General features: G+C 50.0%; 28 protein-coding genes, 1 pseudogene and 1 riboswitch. Of the genes and pseudogenes, 6 read left to right on the forward strand and 23 right to left on the reverse strand.

Going from position 1 to position 25,494, the window contains the following annotated elements; genetic code table 11:
- From DW642_RS06095 to DW642_RS06205, 20 genes are all read right to left on the reverse strand, one after another.
- Positions 1–1,067, reverse strand: a 1,067-nt coding sequence (locus DW642_RS06095) for a type IV secretory system conjugative DNA transfer family protein (protein WP_158554985.1), incomplete at its 3' end; no start/stop codon positions are given.
- Positions 1,064–1,564, reverse strand: coding sequence for a PcfB family protein (locus DW642_RS06100; protein WP_117509618.1), 501 nt, complete (start codon positions 1,562–1,564; stop codon positions 1,064–1,066). The genes DW642_RS06095 and DW642_RS06100, both read right to left, overlap by 4 nt.
- 101 nt (positions 1,565–1,665) lie before the next feature.
- A complete protein-coding gene (locus DW642_RS06105) occupies positions 1,666–1,977 on the reverse strand; it encodes a DUF5720 family protein (RefSeq protein ID WP_117509619.1) in 312 nt (103 codons plus the stop codon).
- The gene (locus DW642_RS06110; RefSeq protein ID WP_027644087.1) at positions 1,970–2,332 is read right to left on the reverse strand and encodes a DUF7768 domain-containing protein; all 363 of its coding nucleotides are present in this window, start codon (positions 2,330–2,332) and stop codon (positions 1,970–1,972) included. The genes DW642_RS06105 and DW642_RS06110 overlap by 8 nt, the downstream gene beginning before the upstream one ends.
- Before the next feature lie 48 nt (positions 2,333–2,380).
- Positions 2,381–3,259 (reverse strand): DUF6017 domain-containing protein, encoded by an 879-nt coding sequence (locus DW642_RS06115; RefSeq protein WP_117509620.1) that lies wholly within the window; start codon positions 3,257–3,259, stop codon positions 2,381–2,383.
- A 287-nt stretch (positions 3,260–3,546) separates the two neighbouring features.
- The gene (locus DW642_RS06125) at positions 3,547–3,825 is read right to left on the reverse strand and encodes a DUF5720 family protein (protein WP_097770160.1); all 279 of its coding nucleotides are present in this window, start codon (positions 3,823–3,825) and stop codon (positions 3,547–3,549) included.
- 12 nt (positions 3,826–3,837) lie between these two features.
- Positions 3,838–4,767: a ParB/RepB/Spo0J family partition protein gene (locus tag DW642_RS06130; protein WP_117509621.1), complete on the reverse strand. Its 930-nt coding sequence runs from the start codon at positions 4,765–4,767 to the stop codon at positions 3,838–3,840.
- On the reverse strand, positions 4,724–5,545 hold the full coding sequence (locus DW642_RS06135) for a ParA family protein (RefSeq protein WP_003525135.1): 822 nt from the start codon (positions 5,543–5,545) through the stop codon (positions 4,724–4,726). Before DW642_RS06135 ends, DW642_RS06130 begins: the two co-directional genes overlap by 44 nt.
- Positions 5,546–6,010: 465 nt before the next feature.
- Positions 6,011–6,403, reverse strand: coding sequence for a 30S ribosomal protein S9 (rpsI, locus tag DW642_RS06150; protein WP_117509622.1), 393 nt, complete (start codon positions 6,401–6,403; stop codon positions 6,011–6,013).
- 17 nt (positions 6,404–6,420) lie between these two features.
- The gene (gene rplM, locus DW642_RS06155) at positions 6,421–6,849 is read right to left on the reverse strand and encodes a 50S ribosomal protein L13 (RefSeq protein WP_055219851.1); all 429 of its coding nucleotides are present in this window, start codon (positions 6,847–6,849) and stop codon (positions 6,421–6,423) included.
- 214 nt (positions 6,850–7,063) lie between these two features.
- The gene (gene truA, locus DW642_RS06160) at positions 7,064–7,816 is read right to left on the reverse strand and encodes a tRNA pseudouridine(38-40) synthase TruA (protein ID WP_055265739.1); all 753 of its coding nucleotides are present in this window, start codon (positions 7,814–7,816) and stop codon (positions 7,064–7,066) included.
- Positions 7,817–7,840: 24 nt separating this feature from the next.
- Positions 7,841–8,641: an energy-coupling factor transporter transmembrane component T family protein gene (locus DW642_RS06165; protein WP_117509623.1), complete on the reverse strand. Its 801-nt coding sequence runs from the start codon at positions 8,639–8,641 to the stop codon at positions 7,841–7,843.
- Complete coding sequence (locus tag DW642_RS06170; RefSeq protein WP_055265743.1) at positions 8,635–9,519, reverse strand: energy-coupling factor transporter ATPase; 885 nt, start codon at positions 9,517–9,519, stop codon at positions 8,635–8,637. Before DW642_RS06170 ends, DW642_RS06165 begins: the two co-directional genes overlap by 7 nt.
- The gene (locus tag DW642_RS06175; RefSeq protein ID WP_117509751.1) at positions 9,510–10,355 is read right to left on the reverse strand and encodes an energy-coupling factor transporter ATPase; all 846 of its coding nucleotides are present in this window, start codon (positions 10,353–10,355) and stop codon (positions 9,510–9,512) included. Before DW642_RS06175 ends, DW642_RS06170 begins: the two co-directional genes overlap by 10 nt.
- Before the next feature lie 4 nt (positions 10,356–10,359).
- Positions 10,360–10,965, reverse strand: a complete 606-nt coding sequence (yihA, locus tag DW642_RS06180; protein WP_055219842.1) for a ribosome biogenesis GTP-binding protein YihA/YsxC — start codon at positions 10,963–10,965, stop codon at positions 10,360–10,362.
- A gap of 34 nt (positions 10,966–10,999) precedes the next feature.
- Positions 11,000–13,327 carry an endopeptidase La gene (gene lon, locus DW642_RS06185; protein ID WP_055265745.1) on the reverse strand — a complete coding sequence of 776 codons (2,328 nt, stop codon included), beginning with the start codon at positions 13,325–13,327 and terminating at the stop codon, positions 11,000–11,002.
- Between the two features lie 21 nt (positions 13,328–13,348).
- Positions 13,349–14,644 (reverse strand): ATP-dependent Clp protease ATP-binding subunit ClpX, encoded by a 1,296-nt coding sequence (gene clpX, locus DW642_RS06190; protein WP_117509624.1) that lies wholly within the window; start codon positions 14,642–14,644, stop codon positions 13,349–13,351.
- Positions 14,645–14,752: 108 nt separating this feature from the next.
- Complete coding sequence (gene clpP, locus DW642_RS06195) at positions 14,753–15,334, reverse strand: ATP-dependent Clp endopeptidase proteolytic subunit ClpP (RefSeq protein ID WP_022461349.1); 582 nt, start codon at positions 15,332–15,334, stop codon at positions 14,753–14,755.
- Positions 15,335–15,358: 24 nt separating this feature from the next.
- Positions 15,359–16,645 carry a trigger factor gene (gene tig, locus DW642_RS06200; RefSeq protein WP_022461348.1) on the reverse strand — a complete coding sequence of 429 codons (1,287 nt, stop codon included), beginning with the start codon at positions 16,643–16,645 and terminating at the stop codon, positions 15,359–15,361.
- A 144-nt stretch (positions 16,646–16,789) separates the two neighbouring features.
- Complete coding sequence (locus tag DW642_RS06205; RefSeq protein WP_055219893.1) at positions 16,790–17,341, reverse strand: DJ-1 family glyoxalase III; 552 nt, start codon at positions 17,339–17,341, stop codon at positions 16,790–16,792.
- 235 nt (positions 17,342–17,576) lie between these two features.
- On the opposite strand from DW642_RS06205, the gene DW642_RS06210 reads away from it, so the two are divergent.
- Positions 17,577–18,032, forward strand: a complete 456-nt coding sequence (locus tag DW642_RS06210) for a CYTH domain-containing protein (protein WP_022461346.1) — start codon at positions 17,577–17,579, stop codon at positions 18,030–18,032.
- A gap of 180 nt (positions 18,033–18,212) precedes the next feature.
- Here DW642_RS06210 and proC read toward each other — a convergent pair whose 3' ends face one another.
- The gene (gene proC / locus DW642_RS06215) at positions 18,213–19,010 is read right to left on the reverse strand and encodes a pyrroline-5-carboxylate reductase (RefSeq protein ID WP_117509625.1); all 798 of its coding nucleotides are present in this window, start codon (positions 19,008–19,010) and stop codon (positions 18,213–18,215) included.
- A gap of 211 nt (positions 19,011–19,221) precedes the next feature.
- Entirely contained in the window at positions 19,222–20,229 is a 1,008-nt protein-coding gene (locus tag DW642_RS06220) for an ABC transporter substrate-binding protein (RefSeq protein ID WP_117509626.1), read from the reverse strand.
- A 322-nt stretch (positions 20,230–20,551) separates the two neighbouring features.
- Here DW642_RS06220 and DW642_RS06225 point away from each other — a divergent pair, with 322 nt between their 5' ends.
- Complete coding sequence (locus tag DW642_RS06225) at positions 20,552–21,508, forward strand: ketopantoate reductase family protein (RefSeq protein WP_117509627.1); 957 nt, start codon at positions 20,552–20,554, stop codon at positions 21,506–21,508.
- A 21-nt stretch (positions 21,509–21,529) separates the two neighbouring features.
- The gene (locus DW642_RS06230; RefSeq protein ID WP_055219831.1) at positions 21,530–22,507 is read left to right on the forward strand and encodes a Gfo/Idh/MocA family protein; all 978 of its coding nucleotides are present in this window, start codon (positions 21,530–21,532) and stop codon (positions 22,505–22,507) included.
- Between the two features lie 61 nt (positions 22,508–22,568).
- Here the strand turns inward: DW642_RS06230 and DW642_RS06235 are convergent.
- A pseudogene (locus tag DW642_RS06235) lies at positions 22,569–22,724 on the reverse strand (hybrid sensor histidine kinase/response regulator); the annotation flags it as partial.
- Positions 22,725–22,897: 173 nt separating this feature from the next.
- Positions 22,898–23,009, forward strand: a riboswitch (TPP riboswitch).
- Positions 23,010–23,135: 126 nt separating this feature from the next.
- Here DW642_RS06235 and thiM point away from each other — a divergent pair.
- From thiM to thiD, 3 genes are all read left to right on the forward strand, one after another.
- Positions 23,136–23,957 carry a hydroxyethylthiazole kinase gene (thiM, locus tag DW642_RS06240; protein ID WP_022461341.1) on the forward strand — a complete coding sequence of 274 codons (822 nt, stop codon included), beginning with the start codon at positions 23,136–23,138 and terminating at the stop codon, positions 23,955–23,957.
- Entirely contained in the window at positions 23,944–24,588 is a 645-nt protein-coding gene (gene thiE, locus DW642_RS06245; protein ID WP_055226936.1) for a thiamine phosphate synthase, read from the forward strand. The genes thiM and thiE overlap by 14 nt, the downstream gene beginning before the upstream one ends.
- Positions 24,589–24,703: 115 nt before the next feature.
- Positions 24,704–25,483 carry a bifunctional hydroxymethylpyrimidine kinase/phosphomethylpyrimidine kinase gene (gene thiD, locus DW642_RS06250; protein ID WP_117509752.1) on the forward strand — a complete coding sequence of 260 codons (780 nt, stop codon included), beginning with the start codon at positions 24,704–24,706 and terminating at the stop codon, positions 25,481–25,483.
- Positions 25,484–25,494: the final 11 nt, after the last annotated feature.

Raw genomic sequence — 25,494 nt, forward strand, 5'->3', positions numbered from 1 at the left:
AGAGACTTCCCAACCGCTTGATTAAGAAGTCTTTTAGAGCATACAACACCGGCGGCCAGCTTATATTTCTTATACTGGCGCACCGCAAAGTGGTTTGGCTTCTCGGCTTCCAGTGCATCAAACATCAGGTCTACGGGGTTTTTGAACTCCTCGTCATCCTCACGGACTTCCATGGCGTTGATGAACTCAATGAGGGTGGAGAAGTTTTGTTCCTCCACCGGAGCCTCATAATGGATATAGCCAATAAGCGCGCAGTACAACAAGGTTTCTGCTTTTACCCAGAAATCGTCTCCGGCCTTGCCTTCGCCTTTGGTATTGGCGATCAGCGTTGTTACCAGCTTCAAGATGTCCTTTTCGCTATGGATATAGGCGAAAGGGTTATAGTGCATGGACTTCTTGAAGTTGATGGTATTTAGGACCTTGATTCGGTACGGCTCATAAATGACCTTGCCGTGCTTATCCTTCATAGGCTTTCCGTCTTTCCCCAGCTTGGGTACGCCCCTTTGGAGCATTTTTCCGCACTCCACCAAAATGGTTCCCTTCGGGTCTGTGACCACATAGGAACTGTGCATCTGCATCAGATTCGGTTTGAGCCAGAAGCGGGTCTTACCGGAACCGGAGCCGCCGATCACCAGCACATTTTTGTTTCTGGCGGTCTTTGGGTCCTTGGGGCGGCTGTTCATTGTCAGGCTCTCCGTTTTCGTCAGAATCACATTGTTCTGAAATACAGGATCAACGTAAGGTGCAATATCCTCACGGGTTCCCCATCGGGCCGAACCATATTCCAAACCATGTCGATATTTCTTGGCGTTTTTACTTTTGAGGTACACCGCCAGACGCAGACCAGCACCGCAACACAGCCCCACCAGCAGATCCAACGGGTGAAGGCTGGGCCACCAGCTGGCCAGCGCCACCGGCAGCGTGGAGAAGAACGAGAGCATTTTTGCCGAAGCGTCCGCACCCACGGCCATCCGCCACGCTTTACCGAAGTTGGTGGAGAAAAACCCCATCAGGATATACGGCAGATTCAGCAAAATGAGCTTTTTGATGTTCAGCTGCTTTTTCATCGTTCCAGCTCCTTCCGCTTGTTCCGGTCCACGACGGCGTGTTTTACCAGTTCTTTGAACTGGCTCAGCTTTGCCAGCACGGACGGGCGCTCGGATTTCTCCGCCTTTCTGACCTTTTTCCCGGTGTACTCGGTAAAAGCAGCGGTCAGGGCATCCGCGTCCCGACCCTTGAAAAAGATCAGGTACTTGGGTGGGGAGCTGCTGCGGTCCTTCTTCACCGCATAGTCCACACCGTATTTCCGGGCGATCTTCTCAAACTCCTTGATGGAGGGGTCGGTGATCTCGATGTTGGAAACGCCCTGATTCTGGCCGATCAGCTGCTTCACCGTCTGCTTGCCGTGGGGAATCACGGGGGTATCCCGGTTTTTCTGCTTTTGCAGCTTCTTTTCCTTGCGGTGGGCAAGGTACTTGGTGATGGCGGCTTTCATCAACCGCCCGGTAAACTTTGTTCCGCTGACTACCAGCGTCAAAGTCCTGTTTTCCACTTCCTCCTGCATAGGTCATCGCCTCCTTTCTACGGATTTTGCAGGGGTGGCGCTTGATACTAAGGCGGGACCACCAGCCGCCGCAGCAGGTATTTCAGCATGGCAGGCTCCTTTCAGCGCAGCTGGTCGGAGCGTTCATAGTACAGATGGCCCTGGCGCACTTTGGCATGGCTGAGAATCTTGATGTGGCCCTTTTCCTGGTTCTCCAGGCTTTTCTGGTATCCGGCCTCCGTCAGAAACAGGCGGGTTCGTTCACCTTTCCAGCCCACCGGGGAATCGTCGGTCAGCACATCGAAGATAATCATGTGCCGGGTGTCCTCGGCAAACCGCTCCAAATCCATGTACTCATGGCCGTGGTAGTTCTGCGCCCCGGCTTTGAGGCGCATTTCCTCCATCAGCTGGCCCACGGTCTTACGCTCAGGCATGGCGTGCGCCTCCTTTCCCGCGTCCCTGGCCCTTCACGGCCAGGATACCGTCCAAGGTGGTGGCGGTGATCCGCAGGCGCTCGGCGGTGGCAATGTCATTCTTCACGGTCTCGTCGATGCCGTGGCCGCAGACCACCAGCACATGGGACCGGCGCAGGTAGTCCCGCGCCATATCCAGCCCGTCCTTGTGTTCCTGGGGAATCTCGTCTTTGAGGAAGGTAGGCAGGAACAGCACCGGGCAGATGGGCGAATACCCGGCATCGTACACCTGACGGCAGTAGGCCGCAGCGTTCTCGGCGTTCTCATACTGGCTGTTGCTCCAGGGAGCCGTAATGTAGGCAAGAGGTCGTTTCATGGCAAAATCCTTTCTCCCGGTGTTTTCGGGCAGCAGAAAAGCGGCTGTTTACCAGCCGCCTGCGTACATATCGTGGTTGACTTGTGCGGTGTAGTGGTTGCTGATCGTGGTCGGCGCATTAAACAGCACCGCAAGCAGATACTGCTTCATGTTGCGGATTTCGGTGGTATTGTTCCGCAGGCATTCCATGACAAACTCGATGTGGGAGCAATCCAGCTTCAAAAAACGGGAGCGGACCACCTCATGGGGGAAGTCGCTGCCAGCGATCCGGGTGGTTTTCCGCTTGGCGCAGACGGTCTCCACCATCAGCTCCACAATCTCGTCCAGGTCCTCCCGATAGGTGGTAAACTCCCGGCACAGGTGGTCATACTCGATGTTCTCCAGAATCAAATCCCGATAACTTTCCATCTCTGAGACAGACATCGCATCCCTTCCTTTCCGTTCCGGCAGCTGTGCTGCCGCTGGCTCCCGGAAGGGAATAGAATCGGTACTTGATCCATAAGTAATTGTTTTTTCTGTATTTGATTTCTCTATATTTAATTCTGCGGGCTTTTCCGTATCCGGTTTTACCATATCCGGGTTTTCCGTATCTGGTGAAGCCGTATCCGGCTGGGGCGTATCCGGGTTCTTCGGCTGTGGTTGCTCGTAGATAACATACTCGGTATCGCTGATCCGACCCTGCCGGTCTCGCAGCTGATGGCGGACAATGTACCCGGCAGTTTCCAGCTCCCGCAGCGCGCCGCCGATAGCGTCCACGCCCTCTTTGCAGATGGCGGCAAGCCCTCTGGTGGTATAGTTCCAGTCCTCCGGTAAGGACAGCATCATGGAAAGCAGCCCCTTGGCTTTCAGGGACAGTTTCCCGTTGCGTAAATGGTGATTGCTCATCACGGTATAATCTCTGGTTCGTTCAATGCGAAATACGGCCATTGACCTCACTCCTTCCAAATTTCTCAGGGTATGAAAAAAGCCACAATCCTGTAAAAAGAATTGTGGCAGTCAGCTGTTTTGTTCACTTTTTCTGCGCCGGTAGGGGCGCTTGGGAATGGGCGGTCTGTCCAACAGGTCATTTCCCTGAGAGAATGGCAGAGTTTGCAGAACACGGTCAATCTCTATAAATTCCATACCATGCTGGGAATGGCAATCCTCCCGGATTGCTTCCCGGATTTCCTTTACAGTACACATTTCAATCCTTTCCTTTCGCAGTAATGATTTGTTTATGAGTGGCGGCGGTGTTTTCCCGGTTTGAAATCGAGGATATGTCCCTCAATCACACGAGCGTAACGCTTGATCTTGATCTCCCGACGCTGCTGGCTTTGCAGGGCGGCCTGATACCCGTCCTCGGTCAAAAACAGCCGCATTTCCTCTCCGGGACTGCCGTAAGCTGTGCTGGGACGCAGGACGGAAAACTCAATCATCCAGCGTGTGTCATCCCAAAACCTCTCTACGGCGAGAATGTTGTGTCCTTTCAGCTCACGGGCTGAAATATCCCTCATAGGCAGCTCCTTTCATCGTTCCTGATCTCTCTGGCGTTTTTTCTGCCACTGTTCCAGCAGCTTGATAATAGTTTCCTGCATCCGCTGGGGCGTATAGCTTTTAGGGAAATACCTCCGCAAGGTGTCAGAGGTAAATGTCACTCGGTCCAGATCGCTTTTCTTTTCCTCACCCATGATGACACGCATCATATCGAGGGTCAGATGCCCCTCCTGACTGTATTTCTTGAGCCGCTGGGCTTGAGAAAGAGAAGGGGTAGCTTGTTCGCTGTCCATCGCGTCCAGCAGGTCTACCTGTTCTTCCTTTTTGAGAAAGGACAGCTCATAGGCAGGGTTCAGGGCAATCTTCTTTTCATCCACCATATCCATCAATTCAGGAATCAATTCTGTCAGACGGATATAGCGCTGAATTTGATTTCGACTTTGCCCCACCTGTTCAGCAAGCAACTGGTCTGATCGCTTTTGTGTCCCAACTTGGGACACATTTTCTTTACTCGGTCTGCCAGCCTGTCTTTTCATGGCATCCAGCTTCATCTTGTAGGCAAAGGCTCTTTCACTTGGGAGCAAGCTTTCTCGCTGCAAGTTGCTGTCAACCATAATGATCGTGGCGGCATCATCATCCAAATCCCGAACAATGACCGGCATAGTCTCCTTTTCTGCCAGCTCACTGGCTCTGTGCCGCCTGTGTCCGGCTACCAGCTCATAACCGCCCTCCGGGTCCGGTCGAGCAATCGCCGGAACCAGAACGCCATACTGCTTGATACTGTCAGCGGTCTCCATCATGGCTTCGTCATCCTTGACTTTGAATGGGTGGTTCTTAAAGGGATGCAGTTCAGACAGCGGAATCTCCTGAATCTTTTCCAGCTTTGCATCCTGACGGCCTTCTTCGGTGGAGAACAGATCATCTACCGAGGCCAGCTCTATTTTTTTCGCGCTGCTTTTCAAGTTTCAACACCTCCTTCGTCAGATTTCGATACCCCTCTGCCACCTTGCCGCCAGGGTCATGGGCAAAAATACTTTTTCCCTCGGCGCTGATTTCTTTTGCCCGGACAGAATGGGGAATCTCTGTGCCGAATACTTTGATCTTGCTGCCATAGGTCTCACGCAGGAGCGCGGAGATCTCTTTGGCAAAGTTGGTTCGGCTGTCCACCATCGTCAGCAGGATACCGTCTATCTGGAGCTTGGGGTTGATCTGCCGCTTTACCTTGTTTACCGTGGAGAGCAGCTGTTCCAACCCTTTGGCGGGCAGATACTCCGCCTGAACGGGAATGATGATCCTGTTCGCAGCGGCCAGCGCATTGACCGTGAGCATCCCCAGGGAGGGCTGACAGTCGATGAGAATATGGGAGTATTGCCCCTTCAGCGTGTCCAGATATTGCCGCAAGATAGTCTCACGGCTCATGGCATTTACCAGGGATACCTCCATACCGGATAACTGGATGTCCGCAGGCATCAGGTCAATGCCTTCCGCATGATGCAAAATACCTTCTCCAGTGCGTATAGGCTGATCCATCAGAATTTTGCCCATTGCATCGGACAATGTAAATGGCAACTTGTCCGGTTGCGGATTTCCCAGGCTGATTGTCAGGCTCCCTTGTGGGTCCCCGTCGATCAGAAGGACTTTCTTTCCGGCCTGCGCCAGCCCGATTCCCAAGTTGGCACAGGTCGTTGTCTTGCCAACGCCGCCTTTCTGGTTGGCAATGGCGATGATTTGCGTGTTCATTGACTTCACCTCATTTCTAATTATTGCTGTTGCTTCTGGAAATAGAAAAAGCCGCCACTTCAAAATTAACAGTGAAGTGACGGCTCTTTCTATCGCCGGAATACGAGTTCCTGAAATGAAAAAAGCACCCAGCATTTATACTGTGTGCTACATCAAATTCATATTCAATTATTCAAATTAGCTCAAACTATGCCAAACTGCCACAGCCAAAAAACGAGAGAAAGGAGGGCTGAAAAGCACCCCAAAAATCGGCTCTCGGTTAACCACTTTGGGAACCACTTCCCCCTCTTTTCGCCCTCTTTTTGGCCAGTTAACCACTTGCGGACCACTAAAAATTGGATGAAATCGGCTCTCGTTTTGCCAAATTTGGTCAAACCATATCAGCCCGTTTAGATATAGCAAAAGCCCGGAAAACCTTGATTTTCCGGGCTTTTTGAACCATTTTGATATAGTCTGAGCAGTCGATTATCGCTTGCTGAACTGCGGTGCGCGACGAGCTGCTTTGAGACCGTACTTCTTACGCTCTTTCATTCTAGGATCACGAGTCAGGAATCCTGCTTTTTTCAGAACTGGTCTGTAGTCGTTATCTACAGTCAGAAGGGCACGTGCAACACCGTGACGGATTGCTCCTGCCTGTCCTGTGTATCCGCCGCCGTGAACGTTTACGATCACGTCGAATTTATCGGATGTCTCTGTAGCTGCCAGAGGCTGACGAACGATAACTTTCAGGGTCTCCAGACCAAAATACTCATCGATGTCTCTTTTATTGATGGTAACTTTACCAGTTCCCGGTACAAGATATACTCTTGCGATAGATTTTTTTCTTCTTCCGGTTCCGTAATATTTTGCGCTAGCCAATGTTCTTTACCTCCCTATTAAAATGTTAATACTTCTGGTTTCTGAGCTGCATGAGCGTGCTCTGCACCAGCGTATACGTGAAGTTTTGTGAACATCTGTCTTCCAAGAGGTCCTTTTGGAAGCATGCCTTTCACTGCAAGTTCAACAACCTTCTCCGGTTTCTTAGCCATCATCTCACGAAGAGTAGCTTCTTTCATTCCGCCTACATAATCGGAGTGGCTGTAATAGATCTTCTGATCCAGTTTTTTACCGGTTACTGCTACTTTATCAGCGTTGATTACGATTACGTAATCACCAGTATCTACGTGCGGAGTGTACTCCGGTTTGTTTTTTCCACGTAATACTTTTGCTACTTCAGATGCCAGACGTCCTAATGTACATCCTTCTGCATCAACAACATACCATTTTCTTTCAATCTTATCTGGATTTGCCATAAAGGTGTTCATGGATATAACCTCCTGTGAAAAATTCAATTTACTGTTTCATGTATATAGGAAACCGCCTTACCGGGGCTTATGGCATCGGCGTTTTCAAACTACGTCACACATTTAGTAATTATATTATACGGATTTTGGAATGTCAACTGTTTTTTACCCATATTTTGCATTTTTTCGTAAACTGCGAGTCCCATTTTGCGGGAAATACAGACCACTTATGTCTTTACTCGAAATCCCATTCGGGATACCGAATCTGTACCAGTGTCAGACCCTCCGGCCTTGCCGTTGCTCCCGCCATTTTTCGATCCTTCGCCGCAAGGATTTCTTTTACTTTTTCCGGCGGATAATCGCCCTTTCCCACCTCAAGCAGTGTTCCGGTGATAATCCGTACCATATTGTAGAGAAAACCGTTTCCGGTGATCCGGAAGCGGATCAGATCGTCTTCTTTTTCCAAACTCGTTTCATAGATGGTACGGACCGTGTCGGTCACCTCCGGTTTTGCTGTTGCAAAGCTTTTAAAATCATGCATGCCAACCAGATACGATGCTGCCTGCCGCATCGCATCCACATCCAGCGGGCCGTACCAGAAATAGGAATTCAGTCTCCGCGTCGGATCTGCAAAGGTGCGGTTCAAAATCCGATATTCATACGTTTTAACTGTTGCGGTAAAACGCGGGTGAAAGTCCGGCGGCACTTCGGATGATCCCTGAATACGGATATCTGCCGGAAGCCGTGTGTTGAGTGCAAATGCGATACGGTCCGCCGGCATTCTCGCATCCGTATCAAATACCGCAACATTGCCGAGAGCATGTACCCCGGCGTCGGTCCGGCTTGCGCCGATGCAGGCCGTTTTCTTCGCAAAAAGATCGGAAAGAGCCTGATTTAATACTTCCTGTACTGTAATGCCGTTTGGCTGCACCTGCCATCCACAGTAATTTGTGCCGTCATACGCTACAATCAGCTTAATTCTGCGCATTCTTCTCCTCCGTTTTCGTCAAAGTCAGAGTCCGCACACGCGAAGGCCGATACTGCACACAAGGTATGCCATAAGACCGCCATACGCTGCATAATCGCGCGTCTGATACCGAAGCGGTTTCATCTGTGTTCTTCCCTCTCCTCCGTGGTAGCAGCGTGCTTCCATCGCCAGCGCCAGATCATTTGCACGGCGGAATGCTGAAATAAACAGCGGCACCAGAAGCGGCACCATGTTCTTTACTCTCTGGATAATATTTCCGCTCTCAAAATCCGCGCCGCGCGCCATCTGCGCTTTCATAATCTTGTCTGTCTCTTCCAGAAGAATCGGGATAAAACGGAGCGCGATTGACATCATCATGGAAATCTCATGCACCGGCACATGGATTTTTTTCAATGGTCCGAGCAGGCTTTCGAGTGCATCCGTCAGCTGGTTCGGTGTTGTCGTCAGCGTCATCAGCGAAGAGCCGATCATCAGGAAAATCAGACGCACCGACATACGGCATGCCATAGCCACACCCTCACGGGTGATCGTAATTTTCCAGATACGGACGAGCACCTCACCCGGCGTAAATAAGATGTTAAACACCATCGTAATCGCAAGCAGCACAAAAATTGATTTCAGACCCTTCGTGATAAATTTGAACGGTACCTTCGACAGTTTAATCATCACCGCAAGGAATACGGTTCCAAGCAGATAGCCCCAGTTGCGGAACAAAAAGAGGGAAATGACATAAACGATCGTTCCTACAAATTTCACACGCGGGTCAAGCCGGTGCAGAATAGAATCTGCCGGGTAATACTGTCCCAGAGTAATATCTCTTAACATACTTCTGCTCCTTTTTTCCCGTTTTTCTTCTGACTTTCCAGTGCCGCAAGAATCGTATCGCGCGCCTCCTCAACCGTCGTCGCCGTTACGTCCACGTCCATGCCGTGTTCCTTTAGCGCATGCATAATATACGTCATCTGCGGCGCCGCAAGACCGATTTTCTCGAGTTCTTTATAGTGGGCAAAGACTTTCTTCGGAGTATCGTCAAACGCCACATGACCGTGGTTCATGACAATAATCCGCTCTACGTATTTTGCAATATCCTCCATGCTGTGCGATACGAGCACAACCGAAATGCCGCGCGTCTTATGCAGCAATGCAAGCTGATCGAGGATTTCATCGCGTCCCTTCGGATCAAGGCCTGCAGTCGGCTCGTCAAGCACCAGAAAATCCGGGTTCATGGCAAGCACACCGGCAATCGCAACACGACGTTTCTGACCTCCGGAGAGTTCAAACGGCGATTTTTCATACATTTCCTTTGGAAATCCGACATGATCCAGTGCCTCTTCCGCCCGTTTTCTGCATTCCTCCGGTGAAAGTCCCTGGTTTTTCGGACCGAAGCAGACATCTGTGATCACATCCGTCTCAAAAAGCTGATGCTCCGGGTACTGAAAAACCAGTCCCACATGGCTTCGAAGCTCTCTTAGCGGATATCCTTCTTTCCAGATATCCTCTCCGTTATACAGCACCCGTCCCAATGTCGGGCGGATCAGACCGTTCAAATGCTGCACAAGCGTCGATTTTCCGCTTCCCGTATGGCCGATAATCCCAACAAACTGGCCATTCGGAATTTCAAGATTGATATGCTCCAGGGCGTGCATTTCATATGCCGTTCCCGGGCTGTATGTGTACGTTACATCTTCAAGTTTCAATGACATAATGCATTCACCAGTTCTTCAATGGTCAAAATTCCCTCCGGGAGATCTACACCATTTTTTCTCAATTCATAAGCCAACAGTGTCACTTGGGGTACATCAAGACGGAGTTCTTTTAATTTCTCCACTTCGAAAAAAATCTCCCTTGGTGTCCCCTGCATTACCAGCTTACCGTTGTCCATAACGAACACACGGTCCGCAAAAACAACCTCTTCCATGTAATGCGTAATCAGAATAACCGTAACGCCCTTTTCTTCATTCAGCTTACGCACAGCGCGAAGAACCTCTTTTCGTCCGTTCGGATCCAGCATCGCGGTTGGTTCATCAAGAACAATACATTCCGGCTGCATAGCCATTACTCCTGCAATTGCAACCCTCTGTTTCTGACCTCCCGAGAGCTTATTCGGAGAGTGGGCCCGGTAGGAAATCATCCCGGTCGCCGTAAGGCTCTCCTCCACCCGTTTCCAGATTTCATCGGTCGGGACACCCAGATTTTCCGGTCCAAAGCCGACATCCTCTTCCACCACATTTCCGATGATCTGGTTATCCGGGTTCTGGAATACCATACCGGCTTTCTGGCGGATCTTCCAGACATCCTCCTCATCTGTCGTCTTCATATCATCCACCCACATGGTGCCTTCTGTAGGCACCAGCAGAGCGTTGATATGTTTCGCAAGCGTTGATTTTCCGCTTCCGTTATGCCCGAGCACCGCGATAAACTGACCTTTCTGGATTTCCAGACTGACGTCCTCGATCGCTTTTGTTACTTCCGGCTCCTGTCCTTCCTCCTCGTAACGGAGGTATTCATACCCAAGGCCTGCAGCACGTATCATACCCATGACATTATTCCCCGCTTTCTTCTGCATCCGAGCGGATTTCATCAATCAGATTCCAGATCTCCTCGCGTCCCTGTTTTGTCTCTGCAGAAAACGGAATCACAATCGTATCTTTCTCAACCTCCAGCGTCTCGCGGATCAGCTTGATCTGCTTCTGAAGCTGGCTGCGCTTGATCTTGTCCAGCTTCGTCGCAATGATGATCGGCTGATAGCCGTTTCGAAGAATCCAGTTGTACATGATGCGATCGTTGTTGGACGGTGCATGACGGATATCAATCAGAAGAAATACTGCGTGCAGCATTTTTGACTGATGCAGATAATCCTCGATCAGCTTGCCCCATTTTGCTTTAACCTCCTCGGAGGCTCTCGCAAAACCGTATCCCGGCAAATCCACCAGATACATTTCCTCATTGATGTGGTAGTAGTTGATCGTCTGTGTTTTTCCCGGCTGCGCACTGGTACGCGCCAGTGATTTCCGATTCATCAGGGCATTGATGAGAGAAGATTTTCCAACATTGGATTTTCCCGCAAATGCCACTTCCACCTGACCGGTATCCGGCAGTTTACTGGTGATTCCGCAGACATGCTGCAGCTCTACCTGTTTAATTACCATACTTTTCTTCTCCTGTTTTTTGCATCTTCTGGCCTTACTTCTTTTCCACAAGTGCCAGTTTTAATACCTGTTCCATGCTGCCGACAAATTCGATCTGCAGTCCGTCTGTGATCTCCGCATCCAGTTCTCTTACATCCGGCTCATTTTTCTCCGGAACGAGAACCATATGGATACCGGCTTTCTTTGCCGCCAGCAGCTTCTCTTTTAAGCCGCCGATCGGAAGCACACGGCCGCGGAGCGTAATCTCTCCGGTCATCGCAACGTCTGCTTTTACCGGAACCTTTGTGATCGCGGAAACCATCGCCGTCGCCATCGTAATACCGGCAGACGGGCCATCTTTTGGAACGGCTCCCTCCGGAATATGAATGTGGATGTCGTGTTTCTCGAAAAATTCTTTCGGAATCTTATACTGCTCTGCCACGGAACGAATAAAGCTGATGCCCGCCTGCGCAGACTCCTTCATCACATCGCCGAGCTGGCCGGTCAGCAGAAACTCTCCTTTTCCCGGCATCACATTGACCTCGATCTGCAGCGTATCGCCGCCGACTGCCGTCCAGGCAAGACCGCGCACAATACCAATCTCCGGTTTTTCGTTGGCCGGCTGGAACTCATACCTCTCTTTTCCGAGGAACTCTTCCAGGTTTTCTTTCGTCACAACAACCTCTTTTACCTGTTCCTCGAGAATCTTTCTCGCACTCTTTCTGCAGATTCTGCCGATCTGGCGCTCCAGGGAGCGGACACCGGCCTCTCTGGTGTAGCCGCTGATCACTTCCATCAGCGCCTCATCCTCGATCACAAGCTGTGCTTCTTTCAGACCGTTCGCCTTCTTCTGCTTCGGAACGAGATGTTCTTTTGCGATATGGAACTTCTCGTTTTCCGTATAGCTTGAAATTTCAATCACTTCCATACGGTCCAGCAACGGACGCGGAATGTTCTGAATATCATTTGCGGTTGCAATAAAGAGCACCTCCGAAAGGTCGATCGGAAGCTCTACGTAATGATCGGCAAATTTATTATTCTGCTCGGAATCGAGGACCTCAAGAAGTGCGGAAGAGGTATCTCCCTTGTAATCTGCACTTACTTTGTCGATCTCGTCGAGCAGCATCAACGGATTTTTCACCTTCGCCTGATGGAGTCCCGCCGCAATGCGTCCCGGCATCGCGCCGATGTAGGTTCTTCTGTGGCCGCGGATCTCCGCCTCATCCCGCACACCGCCGAGACAGATGCGGACGTATTTTTTATTCAGGGCTCGCGCCACGCTTCTCGCAATCGAGGTCTTACCGGTTCCCGGAGGGCCTGCCAGGCAGAGAATCGGGCTCTCGCCTTTCTTCGTCAGGGTGCGTACGGCCAGGAATTCGAGGATTCTCTCTTTTACTTTCGAAAGACCGTAGTGATCTTCCTCCAGAATCTCGCGTGCTCTTGCCAGATCTTGATTGTCACGGGATGCCTTATCCCACGGAAGCCCCAGCAGTGTCTCGATATAGCCGCGAATCACGCCTGCCTCGGACGGATTGTTGGCCGAATTTTCCAGACGGTGAATCTCCTCGGAAATCCGCTCTTTTACCTCTTTGGAGGCTTTGAGCTTCTCAAGCTGCTTCTTATAATTTTCAATCTCGGTCCGGGAATTGTCCTCGCCGAGTTCCTCGCGGATGACTTTAAGCTGCTCGCGCAGAATATAATCACGCTGGTTCTTATCGATCCGCTCTTTGATTTTTCCCTGAATCTCCGAACGGATCTCCTGAATCTGAATCTCGTTGGCGATCATGACGCAGAGCGTATCATACCGCTCGGAAAGCTCCACAGCCTCCAGCAGTTTCTGGCGGTTTACGTAGTCGAGGGGCAGATTCATGCAGATCTGGTCCACCAGCTTTCCGACTTCTTCGGTTCCGAGGATCTGGCCTGCCAGTTCCTTGCTGACTTTCTGCGTCTGCTCGCAGTAGACGGCAAACAGCTCTTTTAAGTTGCGCAGCATTGCCTCCTGCTCGATATCGGAAAACTGCATTTCGTCCGAGCCGGTAAACAGCGCCACCTCGGCGCGGAGATACTCGCTCTCCTCTTCCTCGAAGTTCAGCAGTTCTGCGCGTCTTTCTGCTTCTACGAGAATCCGAAGAACATCCTTTGGCATTCTCACAACCTGTTTGATGACCGCAATTGTTCCAATTTTATACACATCAAGCAGACCCGGTACTTCCGTATCCGGGTCTTTCTGTGTAATCAGGAAAATTTTCTGGTCTCCCAGCATCGCCTCCTCGACCGCACGAACCGATTTAGGTCTGCTGATATCAAAATGTACAATCATATCCGGCAAAATCGTTGTTCCACGCAGCGCAATCGCCGGTAATACTTTTGTCACTTCTTCCATTTAAGTTTCCTCCTGCGTTTTTCAGGCGGTTTCCGGTCTTCCGGATCTTCTTCCCATATTCCGCCGTGGAACAGGGGCCGGTTCGCCGTGAATAATCTCCGGCTCCGCCTTCTTTTCTACAGCGTCCTTGGTGATGACGCATTCTTTTGTCGTATTGTCCGACGGGATCTCATACATCAGATCCATCATCGTATCTTCCATGATTGCGCGGAGACCTCTGGCGCCTGTTTTCCGCTCCAGGGATTTCTTTGCAATCGCTTCGAGTGCATCTTCTTTAAAGTCAAGCTGTACGCCGTCCAGCTCAAACAGCTTCTTGTACTGTTTGACCAGAGAATTCTTCGGCTCAACCAGAATCTTCATCAGGGCCGTCTCATCCAGAGAATTTAACGTAACGACAATCGGCACACGTCCGACAAACTCCGGAATCAGGCCGAACTTGGTCAGATCCTGCGGCATGACCTGACGGAGCAGATCTCCGACATTCTCATCTTTTGCATGGCCGATCGGATTGTTGAATCCGATGGATTTCGTATCCTGTCTCGTCTCGATGATCTTCTCGAGTCCTTCGAATGCACCGCCGCAGATAAAGAGGATATTCGTCGTATCAATCTGAATAAACTCCTGATGCGGATGCTTTCTTCCGCCCTGCGGCGGAACGGAAGCTACAGTTCCCTCCAGGATTTTCAGCAGTGCCTGCTGTACACCCTCGCCGGAAACATCTCGTGTGATCGAAGCGTTTTCGGATTTTCTTGTGATTTTATCGATCTCATCGATGTAGATGATGCCGTGCTCAGCGCGCTCGATATCATAGTCTGCTGCCTGAATGAGGCGGAGCAGAATGTTTTCTACGTCCTCGCCGACATAACCTGCCTCGGTGAGTGCCGTTGCGTCTGCAATTGCAAACGGAACGTTGATCAGTTTGGCCAGTGTCTGTGCCAGATACGTTTTTCCGGAACCGGTCGGTCCGAGCATCAGAATGTTGCTCTTCTGCAGTTCGATGTCGGAGGATGCACCGGAAAGCACTCGTTTGTAATGATTGTAAACAGCAACGGAGAGCACTTTTTTCGCCTCATCCTGTCCGATTACGTAGTCATCCAGAAATGCTTTGATTTCCTTTGGTTTGATCAGGTTGATCTCGTCGGTATCCTGCTCGCCGTACAGATCCTCAAATTCCTCCTGAATGATCTCCGAGCAGATTGCCACGCAGTCATCACAGATGTATGCCCCGTCCGGGCCTGCGATCAGCTTGCGTACCTGGTCTTCTGTCTTTCCGCAGAAAGAGCAGCGGATCTTGGTATCATTCCCTTTTATAGCCATCGTTTTCTTCCTTTCAACATATTACAACTAAACCTTATCGCCGGATAAGGCAAAAGGTGCCACAAAAGCCTCATTGCCGGAACTACGCTTTTGGACACCTTTCCTCTCTTATCGGTTCGTAATTACATTATCAATCAGACCGTATGCTTTTGCTTCCTCTGCGGACATATAGTTGTCACGCTCGGTATCGATCTCAATCTGTTCCAGCGGTTTTCCTGTATTTGCCGCCAGAATTTCATTTAATTTCCGTTTGGTTTTCAGAATCTGTTCTGCAACGATTTTGATCTCGGTTGCCTGACCCTGTGCACCGCCGGATGGCTGATGAATCATGATTTCAGAGTTTGGCAGAGCCATTCTCTTTCCTTTGGTACCGCCGGCAAGAAGGAATGCTCCCATGCTGGCAGCCATACCGATACAGATCGTGGATACATCACATTTGATGTACTGCATCGTATCATAGATAGCAAGTCCTGCGCTTACAGAACCTCCCGGGCTGTTGATATACATGTGGATATCTTTTCCCGGATCTTCAGACTCCAGGAACAGAAGCTGTGCAACGATCAGGTTTGCCGATACGTCAGTGACTTCCTCTCCCAGAAAAATAATACGGTCGTTCAGCAGTCTTGAATAAATATCGTAACTTCTCTCTCCCCTGCTTGTCTGCTCGATGACATAAGGTACAAAACTCATTCAATTGCCTCTCTTTCCGAGGTCTTACGCCTCTTTTGCGCTGTCGGCCATGAGAGTTACTGCTTCCTGAACAGCGAGATCTTTCTTCATCTGCTCTTTCTCATATTCGCCAACGAGCTCTTTGAATTTATCCAGCTCCATTTTGTACATTTCAGCCATTTTAGCCAGCTCTTCGTCCAGCTTCTCATCGCTGATCTGGATGTTCTCTGCTTCTGCAACTTTCTCAAGTACCAGTCTGCTCTCGATTCTCTTAACAGCCTGCGGTTTCATCTGCTCTTTTAAGGAATCAACGGTAGCGCCTGTAAACTGCATGTACTGCTCCATGGACAGACCCTGGGACTGGATTCTTCTTGCGAAATCGTCAACCATGTTCTCTACCTGCGTATCGATCATAGCTTCCGGAATCTCCATTGTTGCGTTCTCTACTGCTTTATCTACGACAGCGTTCTCTTTTTCTGTCTTAGCCTGCTCTTCTTTTTTCTTGGTCAGGTTGTCTTTGATTTCTTTTTTGTACTCATCCAGAGTATCGAACTCGGAAACGTCTTTTGCGAAGTCGTCATCAAGTGCCGGAAGCTCTTTTGCTTCGATTTTGTGGATGGTGCATTTGAATACTGCTGCTTTTCCAGCAAGCTCTTCTGCCTGATAATCCTCTGGGAAAGTAACGTTTACTTCCTTCTCCTCTTCCAGAGCTGCGCCAACGAGCTGCTCTTCGAATCCCGGAATGAAGGAATGGGAGCCAAGGGTCAGCGGATAATCTTTTCCAGCGCCGCCGTCGAACGGAACGCCGTCTACAGAACCTTCGAAGTCAAGTGTAACGGTATCTCCGTCTGCTGCCGGACGATCCTCTACATTGATGGTTCTTGCATTTTTCTCCTGCTCTTTTTTCAGCTCAGCTTCTACTTCTTCATCTGTAACGGTTGTGTCAGCTTTTGCTACTTCCAGACCTTTGTACTCGCCAAGGGTAACTTCCGGTTTTACTGCTACAGTTGCGGTAAAGATGAAAGCTTTGCCTTTTTCGATCTGCTCTACGTTGATCTCCGGACGGGATACGATGTCCAGTTTGCTCTCTTCTGCTGCTTTGGAATACTCTTCCGGAACAAGGCTGTTTACAGCATCCTCATAGAATACTGCCGGGCCATACATTTTTTCTACCATAGCTCTCGGAACTTTTCCTTTACGGAAGCCCGGAACGCTGATGTTCTTTTTCTGTTTCTGGTAAGCTTTCTCCAGTGCTTTCTCTAATTCTTCAGCCGGAACCTCAATGGTAAGTTTGGCCATATTCTTTTCTAAATTTTCGACCTGTACACTCATTTTATCAATTTCCTCCTTGATTTATCTGAAAAGCGGCAGAAAACCTGCACACCTCTCCATTCTACAGTCATTTATCGAGTATAGCATACTCTTTTCAAAAACGCCAGTGATTTTTTTATATTTCTGTGGTTTTTAGGCTTTTTTTTAGCAATGAAATACGATTTTTTCCGCCATTTCTTTTGCTTTGTCCTCTCCCTGCAGAACACGGATCAGCTCCAGTGCGAAGTCAGTGGCTGCTCCCATGCCGCGGCCGGTGGTCACATTTTTGTCGGTGACTGCCGGTACATCGAGTACGTTTGCGCCTGCCAGCTTTTCTTCAAATCCCGGGAAGCAGACAGCGTTTTTATCTTTTAAGATGCCCATCACACCAAGGATGCTCGGCGCTGCGCAGATGGCTGCCAGTTTCTTTCCCTGATCGTCATAGGAACGGATCAGCGCTGCGAGCGTCTCGTTTCCGGCCAGATTTAATGTACCCGGCATTCCGCCCGGAAGTACCAGCATGTCTCCGTCATCAAACTCTCCCTCTTCGATGGTTTCATCTGCAAGAATGGTGATTTTGTGGGATCCTGTTACTTCTTTTCTTCCCATAATAGAAACGGTGCATACGTCTTCTCCGGCTCTGCGCAGCAGATCCACCGGGGTCAGTGCCTCAATCTCTTCACATCCGTCTGCCAGAAATACATAAATCTTTGCCATGGTTTTGTCCTCCTGTGTTGTATGATCAGTCTCGTGTGTTTTGTCACGTGATATTCTCTGCTTTTCTTTGTAACAAACCGCCGCTATTATACCACATTTTTCCGCAGAATGCTTGCATTTCATAAAAATTTCAGGACTTTTTTCGCAAAAAGCCGGATTTCGCTTAACATCACGGGAAAAGCATGGTAAACTCTTGAAAAAAGCAGTGATGCAATCACGAGAAGGAGTCTCTTTTATGGAAATCGAACGCAAATACCTTCTGGATCAGCTTCCGGAAAATCTTACAAGCTATCCATGTAAAAAAATCGAGCAGGGCTATCTTTCCACCGAACCGGTTGTCCGCATCCGCCGCTCTGACGACGAATATTATCTGACCTACAAGTCAAAAGGGCTGATGGTGCGTGAAGAGTATAATCTTCCGCTCACAAAGGAATCCTACCTGCATCTGCGGGAAAAGGCAGACGGCGTTCTCATCTCAAAAACACGCTATCTGCTGCCGCTTACCGGAACGGATCTGACGATCGAGCTCGATGTCTTTGATGCGCCGTATGAAGGCCTTTACCTCGCAGAGGTGGAGTTTCCGGACGAAGCATCCGCAAACGCCTTTGTTCCTCCGGTATGGTTTGGAAAGGATGTAACCTATTCTTCCGATTATCACAACAGTACGCTCAGTAAAGGAAAAAAACTATAAATTACCAGAAAAAATCCCGGTGCCTTTTCCACGGCTGCCGGGATTTTTCCGCTCGTTTGTTTTTTTACTCTTTTTTGTGCTTGCTTTTTGCTTGTTTTGGTTTGTTTTTTTGTGCATACATTCTTTATTTTGCTGCTTTCACATTAGCGTCATTCTGTCAAAGCGGCGGTGCTGCTCCTTCTAATCCACTCCCTTTGATTTCCGGATGCAGGCTCGTGTTGCATCAATAACAGCACTTCTCAGTTTCTCCCGCTCCAGTACGGCAACCGCTTCGATGGTGGTTCCGCCTGGCGAGCAGACCATGTCTTTTAATTCTCCCGGGTGCATTCCTGTCTCGAGAAGCATTTTGGCGCTTCCAAGGACAGACTGTGCAGCAAATTCATATGCCTGTTTTCTCGGCATTCCTTCAGCTACGGCCGCATCTGCAAGAGCCTCCAGGAAAAGAAATACGTACGCCGGCGAGCTTCCGCTGACACCTGTGACGGTATCCATCAGATACTCCGGAACAACTTCTGCGCGGCCAAAGCTTTTCAGGAGGGTTAAAACGAGCTGCAGCTCTTCCTCCGTCACGAGATCATTGGCACAGACGCCGGTCATTCCTTCTCCGACGAGTGCTGGTGTGTTTGGCATGGTGCGAATTAACTTTGTTGGTTTTCCGATTTCTGTACCCAGCCATTGTAAAGACTTACCGGGAAGAATCGATACGATAATCTTCTCGGGTGAGATGAAGTTTTTGACGAGGTTTATTATATTTTTTATTTGGTTTGGCTTTACTGCCAGGAATACAAGATCGGATCCGGCTACGACCGCTTCGTTATCCATAGTCGCCTGGACTCCAAACTGGTTGGTCAAGCGTTCCACACTTTTCTCCGTGCGGACCGATACCAGAATGTCATCTGCAGATACAACTCCTTTTTGGATCATTCCGCCAATCATGGCACTCGCCATGTTGCCGCCGCCGATAAAACCTACTTTCATGTCTGTTCGCCTCCGTATGCCTGTGTTGTAAAAAATATATGCGACACCCATAGTATGCAACAAAATTTACTTTTTTGCAATACTTTTTCTCTATTTTTCTGCTTTTCTTTTACAATTTTCTTTATTTTTTTCGAATAAAATGTCGCTGTTTATCGACGAATGTCGAAAAGTGTCTTTTTCTGTCTTTTTTCGCTTTTCTATTCCGCCGGAATCAGCCTTTGGCGGCGGCCTCTTCGGCGTATTTTGTTGTCACGAGTGTCTTGTACGATGCCTTTTTCTCCAGCTCTCCCGCCTGCTCCAGAATCTCCTGCAGAAGATCAAAACTTTCTTCCTCAAAGATCAGATTTTCTTTCCACGTATCCTGCTCATAGTAGCGGCGCACGATCGCGGTGATGGTTTCCAGCTCGGTTTCTGCAAACTGCGGCGCAATCACTTCTGCAATCTCCTCCGGTGTGTGCGTCTGCACGAAGTCCATTCCCTTCTGCAGCGCCTTCGTGAATTTTTCTACGGTTGCGCCGTGCGTTTTCAGATAACTCTGTTTGACACTGTACGACGTATATGGCACATACCCGGATTCCGTTCCGACCGATGCCACGACATAGCCGTCGCCCTTCTGCTCGAGCAGTGTCGCGGACGGTTCAAATTCAATCGTATAATCCCCCTGCCCGCCGGAGAACGCGGCAGCTGTGGAACCAAAATCGATGCTCTGGTTGATGTTTACGTCTTTTTTATCAATCCCTTTCTGCGCCAGAACATACTCAAAGACCATTTCCGGCATACCGCCTTTTCTTCCCCCTAATACCTCTTTGTTTTTCAATTTCTCCCAGGTAAACGAATTGTCTTTCTCTCTTCCCACAACAAAGTTTCCCGCCCGCTGCGTCAGCTGCGCGAAGTTCACAACCGGGTCTGCGGTTCCCTCGAGGTACGCGTAGACGGTTGCCTCCGCCCCCATAAACCCGATATCCGCCTCGCCAGAAATCATCGCCGTCAGCACTTTATCTGCACCAAATCCTGTCATCAGCGTCAGATCAATGCCCTCATCCGCGAAATACCCCTCCTCAATTGCCACATACTGCGGGGCGTAAAAAATGGAGTGGGCAACCTCATTTAATGTCACCTGCTCCACTTTTTCTTTTGTCTCATCTTTTGCCCCGCATCCCGCCAGCGTCACTGCCGCCATTGCCAGTACAAGCGCACCTGTCAGCCATTTTCCTTTCATCAACAGATTCTCCTGTTTTTTCATTCTAACCTTAGAATATGATTTCCCGGTAAAAATGCGTGCAAAAAACGAAGGAGAAATGTTCGAATTTCGTTTCTCCTTCGTTTCTTATTTCTTCTCTTGTTTTTCTTTTGCCTTCTGTTCTTCTTTCGTCCGGATTTTGTCTTCGTACATTTTCTTTTCATTCTACAATCTACCTTATCGCTCCATCAACACATTTAGGCTTCCTTTTCCGAAATTTTCTATTTTGAAAAACAAATTGAGGATCTCCGCAAAATTTGTTATAGTAAGGGTAATTCAAACAGTTACAAAGGAGGCTATTATGAAAATAAAATCAGTTGCTGTTCTGGGCGCCGGAGCGGTTGGGTCTTATGTGATCTGGGGGCTTTCGGAGAAAAAGGACATCCGGCTTGGCGTTATCGCGTCCGGGGAACGGGCGAAGCGTCTGAAAAACAAAGGATGCAAAATTAACGATACGGTTTATCACCCGGAGGTATGGACACCGGAAGAGGCACACGGCGTGGATTTTCTGATCGTCTCGCTCAAATACGGCGCACTGCCGGGGGCTCTTGACAATATTACTGCCGTTACCGGCGAGAATACTGTGATCATGAGTCTGATGAACGGCGTGGACAGTGAGGAGATCATCGCGCAAAAAGTCGGTGCGGAGCATCTGCTTCATGCTGTTATCAAAGTAGCTTCTCATAAAGAGAATGACGGCTACGTTTTCAACCCTGAGGCGACGCTCGGCATCATTTTCGGCGAAGTTTCGGCTCCGTACGACAGTGAGCGTGTGCAGGCTGTTCTGGATCTGTTCTCCGGCACAGGGCTGCATTACCGGGCAACCGATTGTATTTTAGAGGAAATATGGAGCAAATTCCGGCTGAATGTCTGCAATAACCTGCCGCAGGCTATTCTCGGTGCCGGGGTCGGCTGCTACCGCGACAGTGTGCATATGAAGGCGATCAGCGACGGACTCCGCGCAGAACTGATAGCGATTGCGGAGGCAAAGGGAATTGATATCAGCAAGGCGGATGTCTCCTCGGGACGCGGAAGTGCGGTTCCGCCGACGGCGCGCTACTCGACGCTCCAGGATCTCGATGCGGGACGCCATACGGAAATTGATATGTTCTCGGGTGCGCTGATCCGCATGGGAAAAGAGCTTGGAATTCCAACGCCTTACAATGAATTTACGTACCATATGATCAAAGCACTGGAAGAGAAAAACGACGGACGGTTTGACTACAGCGGAAGCGAAGAACCGCTCTGGGCGAAATAGATACGATAGGAGAATCTCACGATGAAAGAAATCAAATGGGCTGTACTCGGATGCGGTGTGATTGCAAATGAAATGGCGGTCGCACTGCAGAAAAACGGAAAGAATATTTACGCGGTCGGCAACCGGACCCATGAGAAGGCGGCTGCTTTTGCGGAGAAATATGGAATTGGAAAAGTTTACGATGATTTCCATGAGATGTTTACCGATCCGGAGGTCGATGTCATTTATATCACGACGCCGCACAACACGCATCTTGGCTTTATGAAAGAGGCGATTGCCAATGGAAAACACATTCTCGTTGAGAAATCGATTACGCTGAACAGCGACGAGCTCGACGAGGCCATAGCGCTTGCAAAAGAAAAAGGTGTCATCATCGGAGAGGCAATGACGATTTACCATATGCCGATCTACAAAGAGCTGAAAAAAATTCTCGACTCCGGCCGTCTCGGCAGAGTCAATCTGATCACGATGAACTTCGGCAGTTTCAAAGAGTACAACATGAAGAACCGCTTCTTCAACCGGAATCTCGCAGGCGGCGCGATGCTTGATATCGGCGTATACGCACTCTCCTTCCTCCGCTGGTTCTTCGACTCCAAGCCGGATCAGCTCCTTTCCCAGGTAAAGCCCGCTCCGACCGGTGTGGACGAGCAGGCCGGCCTCCTTCTCACCAATCAGGAAGGACAGATGGCAAGTGTGATGCTCTCTCTCCACTCCAAACAGCCGAAACGCGGCATGGTTTCCTGTGAGAACGGATTTATCGAGATCATGGAGTACCCGCGTGCCTGGGAAGCAAAAATCACAGACGCTTCCACCGGCGAATCCGAAATCATCAAAGCCGGTGACAACGCCGATGCACTCGCCTATGAGCTCGCCGACATGGAACGCGCCATCAATGGAGATGCATCTGCCATGCACCTCGACTACACGAAGGACGTCATGGATCTGATGACCTCCTTCCGCAGAACCTGGGGCTATACGTACCCGGAGGAAGAAAAATAAAATTCGCACATCAAAAGCCCCTGCCCGGCACACATCAGATGCCGGGCAGGGGCACTTCTTTTCACCTGCAATACTCTGCAGTTTTCTTTTTCAGTAATTCCGCATCAATCGGCTTTGCGATATGCACGTTCATGCCGGCCTCTTTTGCGGCCTGCCGGTCTTCAACAAAGGCGTTGGCGGTCATGGCGAAAATCGGAATGGAGGCGGCATCATCACGTCCATGACTTCCACGCATATTTTATCTTCATTTTACGCTGATATTATTTTCTCTGTCAACCCAAATAACATTACATTTCCAATATTTTGCATGTCTTTTTTATTTTTCTGAAATTTTTTTAAATCTTCCGTTTTTCTCTTGCACAATTGTTTTTATGCGTATATAATTGTCTGCAGAAAGCAAGGGGGAGCTCGCGTGCGAAGCGGGCTGAGAGTAGGATGCATCTCCTAGACCCTGAACCTGATTTGGGTAATGCCAACGTAGGGAGATACGATATGCACATTTTCTGCAGATATACCTCCACGTATATCTGCTTTTTTAATCTCTATGAACACATCATCAACAGGTTCTTCCAGTACCACAAGGGAATTTGCTTCTGCAAAAATACTCACACAGGAGGAACAAAAAATTATGTTAGGCACTTGTCTTGACAATGTCAGAAAAACAACCCCTCTCGTACACAACATCACAAATTACGTTACGGTAAACGATGTCGCCAATATTCTGCTGGCATGCGGCGCAAGCCCGATCATGTCCGATGAACCGGAGGATGTCGAGGATATCACCTCCATCTGCGGCGGTCTGAACATCAACATTGGAACGCTGCACAGAACGAGCATCGACGGCATGTACCGTGCCGGTGCAAAAGCAGCTTCGCTCGGCCACAAAATCCTGCTCGATCCAGTCGGCGCAGGCGCAAGCCACTTACGTACTTCGACCGCAGTCGGACTGATGGAAAAAATCCCGTTCACCGTCATCCGCGGAAATATTTCCGAAATCAAAACACTGGCACTTGGAAGCGGAACGACAAAGGGTGTTGACGCAGACGTTGCCGATAAAGTAACAGACGAAAACCTCGACAGCGCCGTTGCTTTTGCAAAAAACTTTGCGAAAGACCACAACTGTGTTGTCGCCATCACAGGAGCGATCGACCTCGTTGCCGATGCTGACACCTGCTACGTGATCCGCAACGGACGCGCCGAGATGGGAAGCATCACCGGAACAGGCTGCCAGCTCTCCGGCATGATGACCGCTTACCTCGTTGCCAACCCGGACGAGCCGTTAAAAGCCGCTGCTGCCGCTGTCTGCGCGATGGGACTTGCCGGCGAGATCGGCTGGAGCCATATGAAACCGGAAGACGGCAACTCCACCTACCGGAACCGCATCATCGACGCCATCTACCACATGGACGGCGAGACGCTGGAGAAAGGTGCAAAGTATGAAGTGCGATAAAAAAGGCCTGCTTTTATATGCTGTGACAGACCGCAGCTGGCTGAACGGCGAGACACTGTACAGCCAGGTGGAAAAGGCTCTGCAGGGCGGCGCAACGTTTATCCAGCTCCGCGAAAAAAATCTTGACCAGGATCACTTTATGGAAGAGGCACTGGAACTGAAAAAACTCTGTGCCGCATACCATGTTCCTTTCGTCATCAACGATAACGTGGAAATCGCAGCTAAGATGGATGCGGACGGCGTTCATGTCGGCCAGAGCGATATGGAGGCCGGCGATGTCCGTGCAAAGCTTGGCCCGGACAAGATCATCGGCGTTTCGGCGCAGACCGTGGAACAGGCCATTCTCGCCGAGCAGCGCGGGGCAGATTACCTCGGCGTCGGCGCGGTCTTCCACACCGGTTCCAAGGCGGATGCGGAGGATGTCAGCCACGAAACGCTGACTGCTATCTGCAATGCCGTTAAAATCCCTGTCATCGCCATCGGCGGCATCACACGCGATAACGTGACGGAGCTTTCCGGCAGCGGCATCTGCGGCATCGCCGTCATCAGTGCCATTTTTGCACAGAAAGACATTGTTTCCGCAACGAAGGATCTGAAAGAACAGACTCTGCGCATGCTGGAAAACAAATAATTTTACGTAACCATTCATCCTCACACCAGGCGGCAGACTGGGGGCACCACTTTCTTTGTCGCCTGTCCAAAAAGAAAAGTAATGCAAAGGAGTAATTCTCATGGACGCGAAAAACATGAAAACAGCATTAACAATCGCGGGAAGTGATTCCAGCGGAGGCGCCGGCATTCAGGCAGACATCAAAACCATGATCACAAACGGAGTTTACGCCATGTCGGCAATTACCGCACTCACCGCCCAGAACACCACCGGAGTTTCCGGTATTTTCGATGTAACACCGGAGTTTCTGGCCGCACAGCTTGACGCCGTCTTTACGGACATCTTCCCGGACGCCGTCAAAATCGGTATGGTATCCTCCCCGGCACTGATCGAAGTCATCTCCGAACGGCTTCGCTTCTACCAGGCCAAACACATCGTTGTGGACCCGGTCCTCGTCGCTACAAGCGGCTCCGCGCTCGCTTCGGGCGGCGTGCCTGACCTGATGAAAAAACTGCTCTTTCCTCTGGCCGAAGTCATCACACCGAATATCCCAGAGGGAGAAGTTCTCTCCGGCATCAAAATCCAGTCGGAAAGTGATATGGAACGCGCCGCAAAAGAGATCGGGGATTCCTGCGGCTGTGCCGTTCTGTTAAAGGGCGGCCACAGTATCAATGATGCCAACGATCTTTTATATCACAACGGCACATTTACCTGGTTCACCGGAAAACGCATCGACAATCCGAACACACACGGCACCGGCTGTACACTCTCCAGCGCCATCGCATCGGGGCTCGCAAAGGGGCTTTCCCTTCCGGATGCCATTTCCGCCGCAAAAGAGTATATTTCGGGCGCACTCGCGAGCATGATGGATCTCGGCCACGCCTCGGGACCGCTGAACCACGCTTACCGGATCTGATTTTGAAAATA

The sequence above is a fragment of the Blautia sp. AM23-13AC genome, assembly GCF_003435675.1.
GTDB lineage: Bacteria > Bacillota > Clostridia > Lachnospirales > Lachnospiraceae > Fusicatenibacter > Fusicatenibacter saccharivorans.

Bases quoted from the DNA above. Each gene is read 5' to 3' on its own strand.
- rplM (WP_055219851.1), bottom strand. From the start codon at position 6,849: ATGAACACCTTTATGGCAAATCCAGATAAGATTGAAAGAAAATGGTAT.
- DW642_RS06205 (WP_055219893.1), bottom strand. From the start codon at position 17,341: ATGGCAAAGATTTATGTATTTCTGGCAGACGGATGTGAAGAGATTGAG.
- yihA (WP_055219842.1), bottom strand. From the start codon at position 10,965: ATGGTAATTAAACAGGTAGAGCTGCAGCATGTCTGCGGAATCACCAGT.
- lon (WP_055265745.1), bottom strand. From the start codon at position 13,327: ATGGAAGAAGTGACAAAAGTATTACCGGCGATTGCGCTGCGTGGAACA.
- clpP (WP_022461349.1), bottom strand. From the start codon at position 15,334: ATGAGTTTTGTACCTTATGTCATCGAGCAGACAAGCAGGGGAGAGAGA.
- proC (WP_117509625.1), bottom strand. From the start codon at position 19,010: ATGAAAGTAGGTTTTATCGGCGGCGGCAACATGGCGAGTGCCATGATT.
- DW642_RS06225 (WP_117509627.1), top strand. From the start codon at position 20,552: ATGAAAATAAAATCAGTTGCTGTTCTGGGCGCCGGAGCGGTTGGGTCT.
- thiE (WP_055226936.1), top strand. From the start codon at position 23,944: ATGAAGTGCGATAAAAAAGGCCTGCTTTTATATGCTGTGACAGACCGC.
- DW642_RS06110 (WP_027644087.1), bottom strand. From the start codon at position 2,332: ATGAAACGACCTCTTGCCTACATTACGGCTCCCTGGAGCAACAGCCAG.
- DW642_RS06115 (WP_117509620.1), bottom strand. From the start codon at position 3,259: ATGGCCGTATTTCGCATTGAACGAACCAGAGATTATACCGTGATGAGC.
- thiD (WP_117509752.1), top strand. From the start codon at position 24,704: ATGAAAACAGCATTAACAATCGCGGGAAGTGATTCCAGCGGAGGCGCC.
- tig (WP_022461348.1), bottom strand. From the start codon at position 16,645: ATGAGTGTACAGGTCGAAAATTTAGAAAAGAATATGGCCAAACTTACC.
- DW642_RS06100 (WP_117509618.1), bottom strand. From the start codon at position 1,564: ATGCAGGAGGAAGTGGAAAACAGGACTTTGACGCTGGTAGTCAGCGGA.
- DW642_RS06135 (WP_003525135.1), bottom strand. From the start codon at position 5,545: ATGAACACGCAAATCATCGCCATTGCCAACCAGAAAGGCGGCGTTGGC.
- DW642_RS06220 (WP_117509626.1), bottom strand. From the start codon at position 20,229: ATGAAAGGAAAATGGCTGACAGGTGCGCTTGTACTGGCAATGGCGGCA.
- DW642_RS06105 (WP_117509619.1), bottom strand. From the start codon at position 1,977: ATGCCTGAGCGTAAGACCGTGGGCCAGCTGATGGAGGAAATGCGCCTC.
- truA (WP_055265739.1), bottom strand. From the start codon at position 7,816: ATGCGCAGAATTAAGCTGATTGTAGCGTATGACGGCACAAATTACTGT.
- DW642_RS06170 (WP_055265743.1), bottom strand. From the start codon at position 9,519: ATGTCATTGAAACTTGAAGATGTAACGTACACATACAGCCCGGGAACG.
- DW642_RS06210 (WP_022461346.1), top strand. From the start codon at position 17,577: ATGGAAATCGAACGCAAATACCTTCTGGATCAGCTTCCGGAAAATCTT.
- clpX (WP_117509624.1), bottom strand. From the start codon at position 14,644: ATGGCTATAAAAGGGAATGATACCAAGATCCGCTGCTCTTTCTGCGGA.
- thiM (WP_022461341.1), top strand. From the start codon at position 23,136: ATGTTAGGCACTTGTCTTGACAATGTCAGAAAAACAACCCCTCTCGTA.
- DW642_RS06230 (WP_055219831.1), top strand. From the start codon at position 21,530: ATGAAAGAAATCAAATGGGCTGTACTCGGATGCGGTGTGATTGCAAAT.
- DW642_RS06125 (WP_097770160.1), bottom strand. From the start codon at position 3,825: ATGAGGGATATTTCAGCCCGTGAGCTGAAAGGACACAACATTCTCGCC.
- DW642_RS06165 (WP_117509623.1), bottom strand. From the start codon at position 8,641: ATGTTAAGAGATATTACTCTGGGACAGTATTACCCGGCAGATTCTATT.
- DW642_RS06175 (WP_117509751.1), bottom strand. From the start codon at position 10,355: ATGGGTATGATACGTGCTGCAGGCCTTGGGTATGAATACCTCCGTTAC.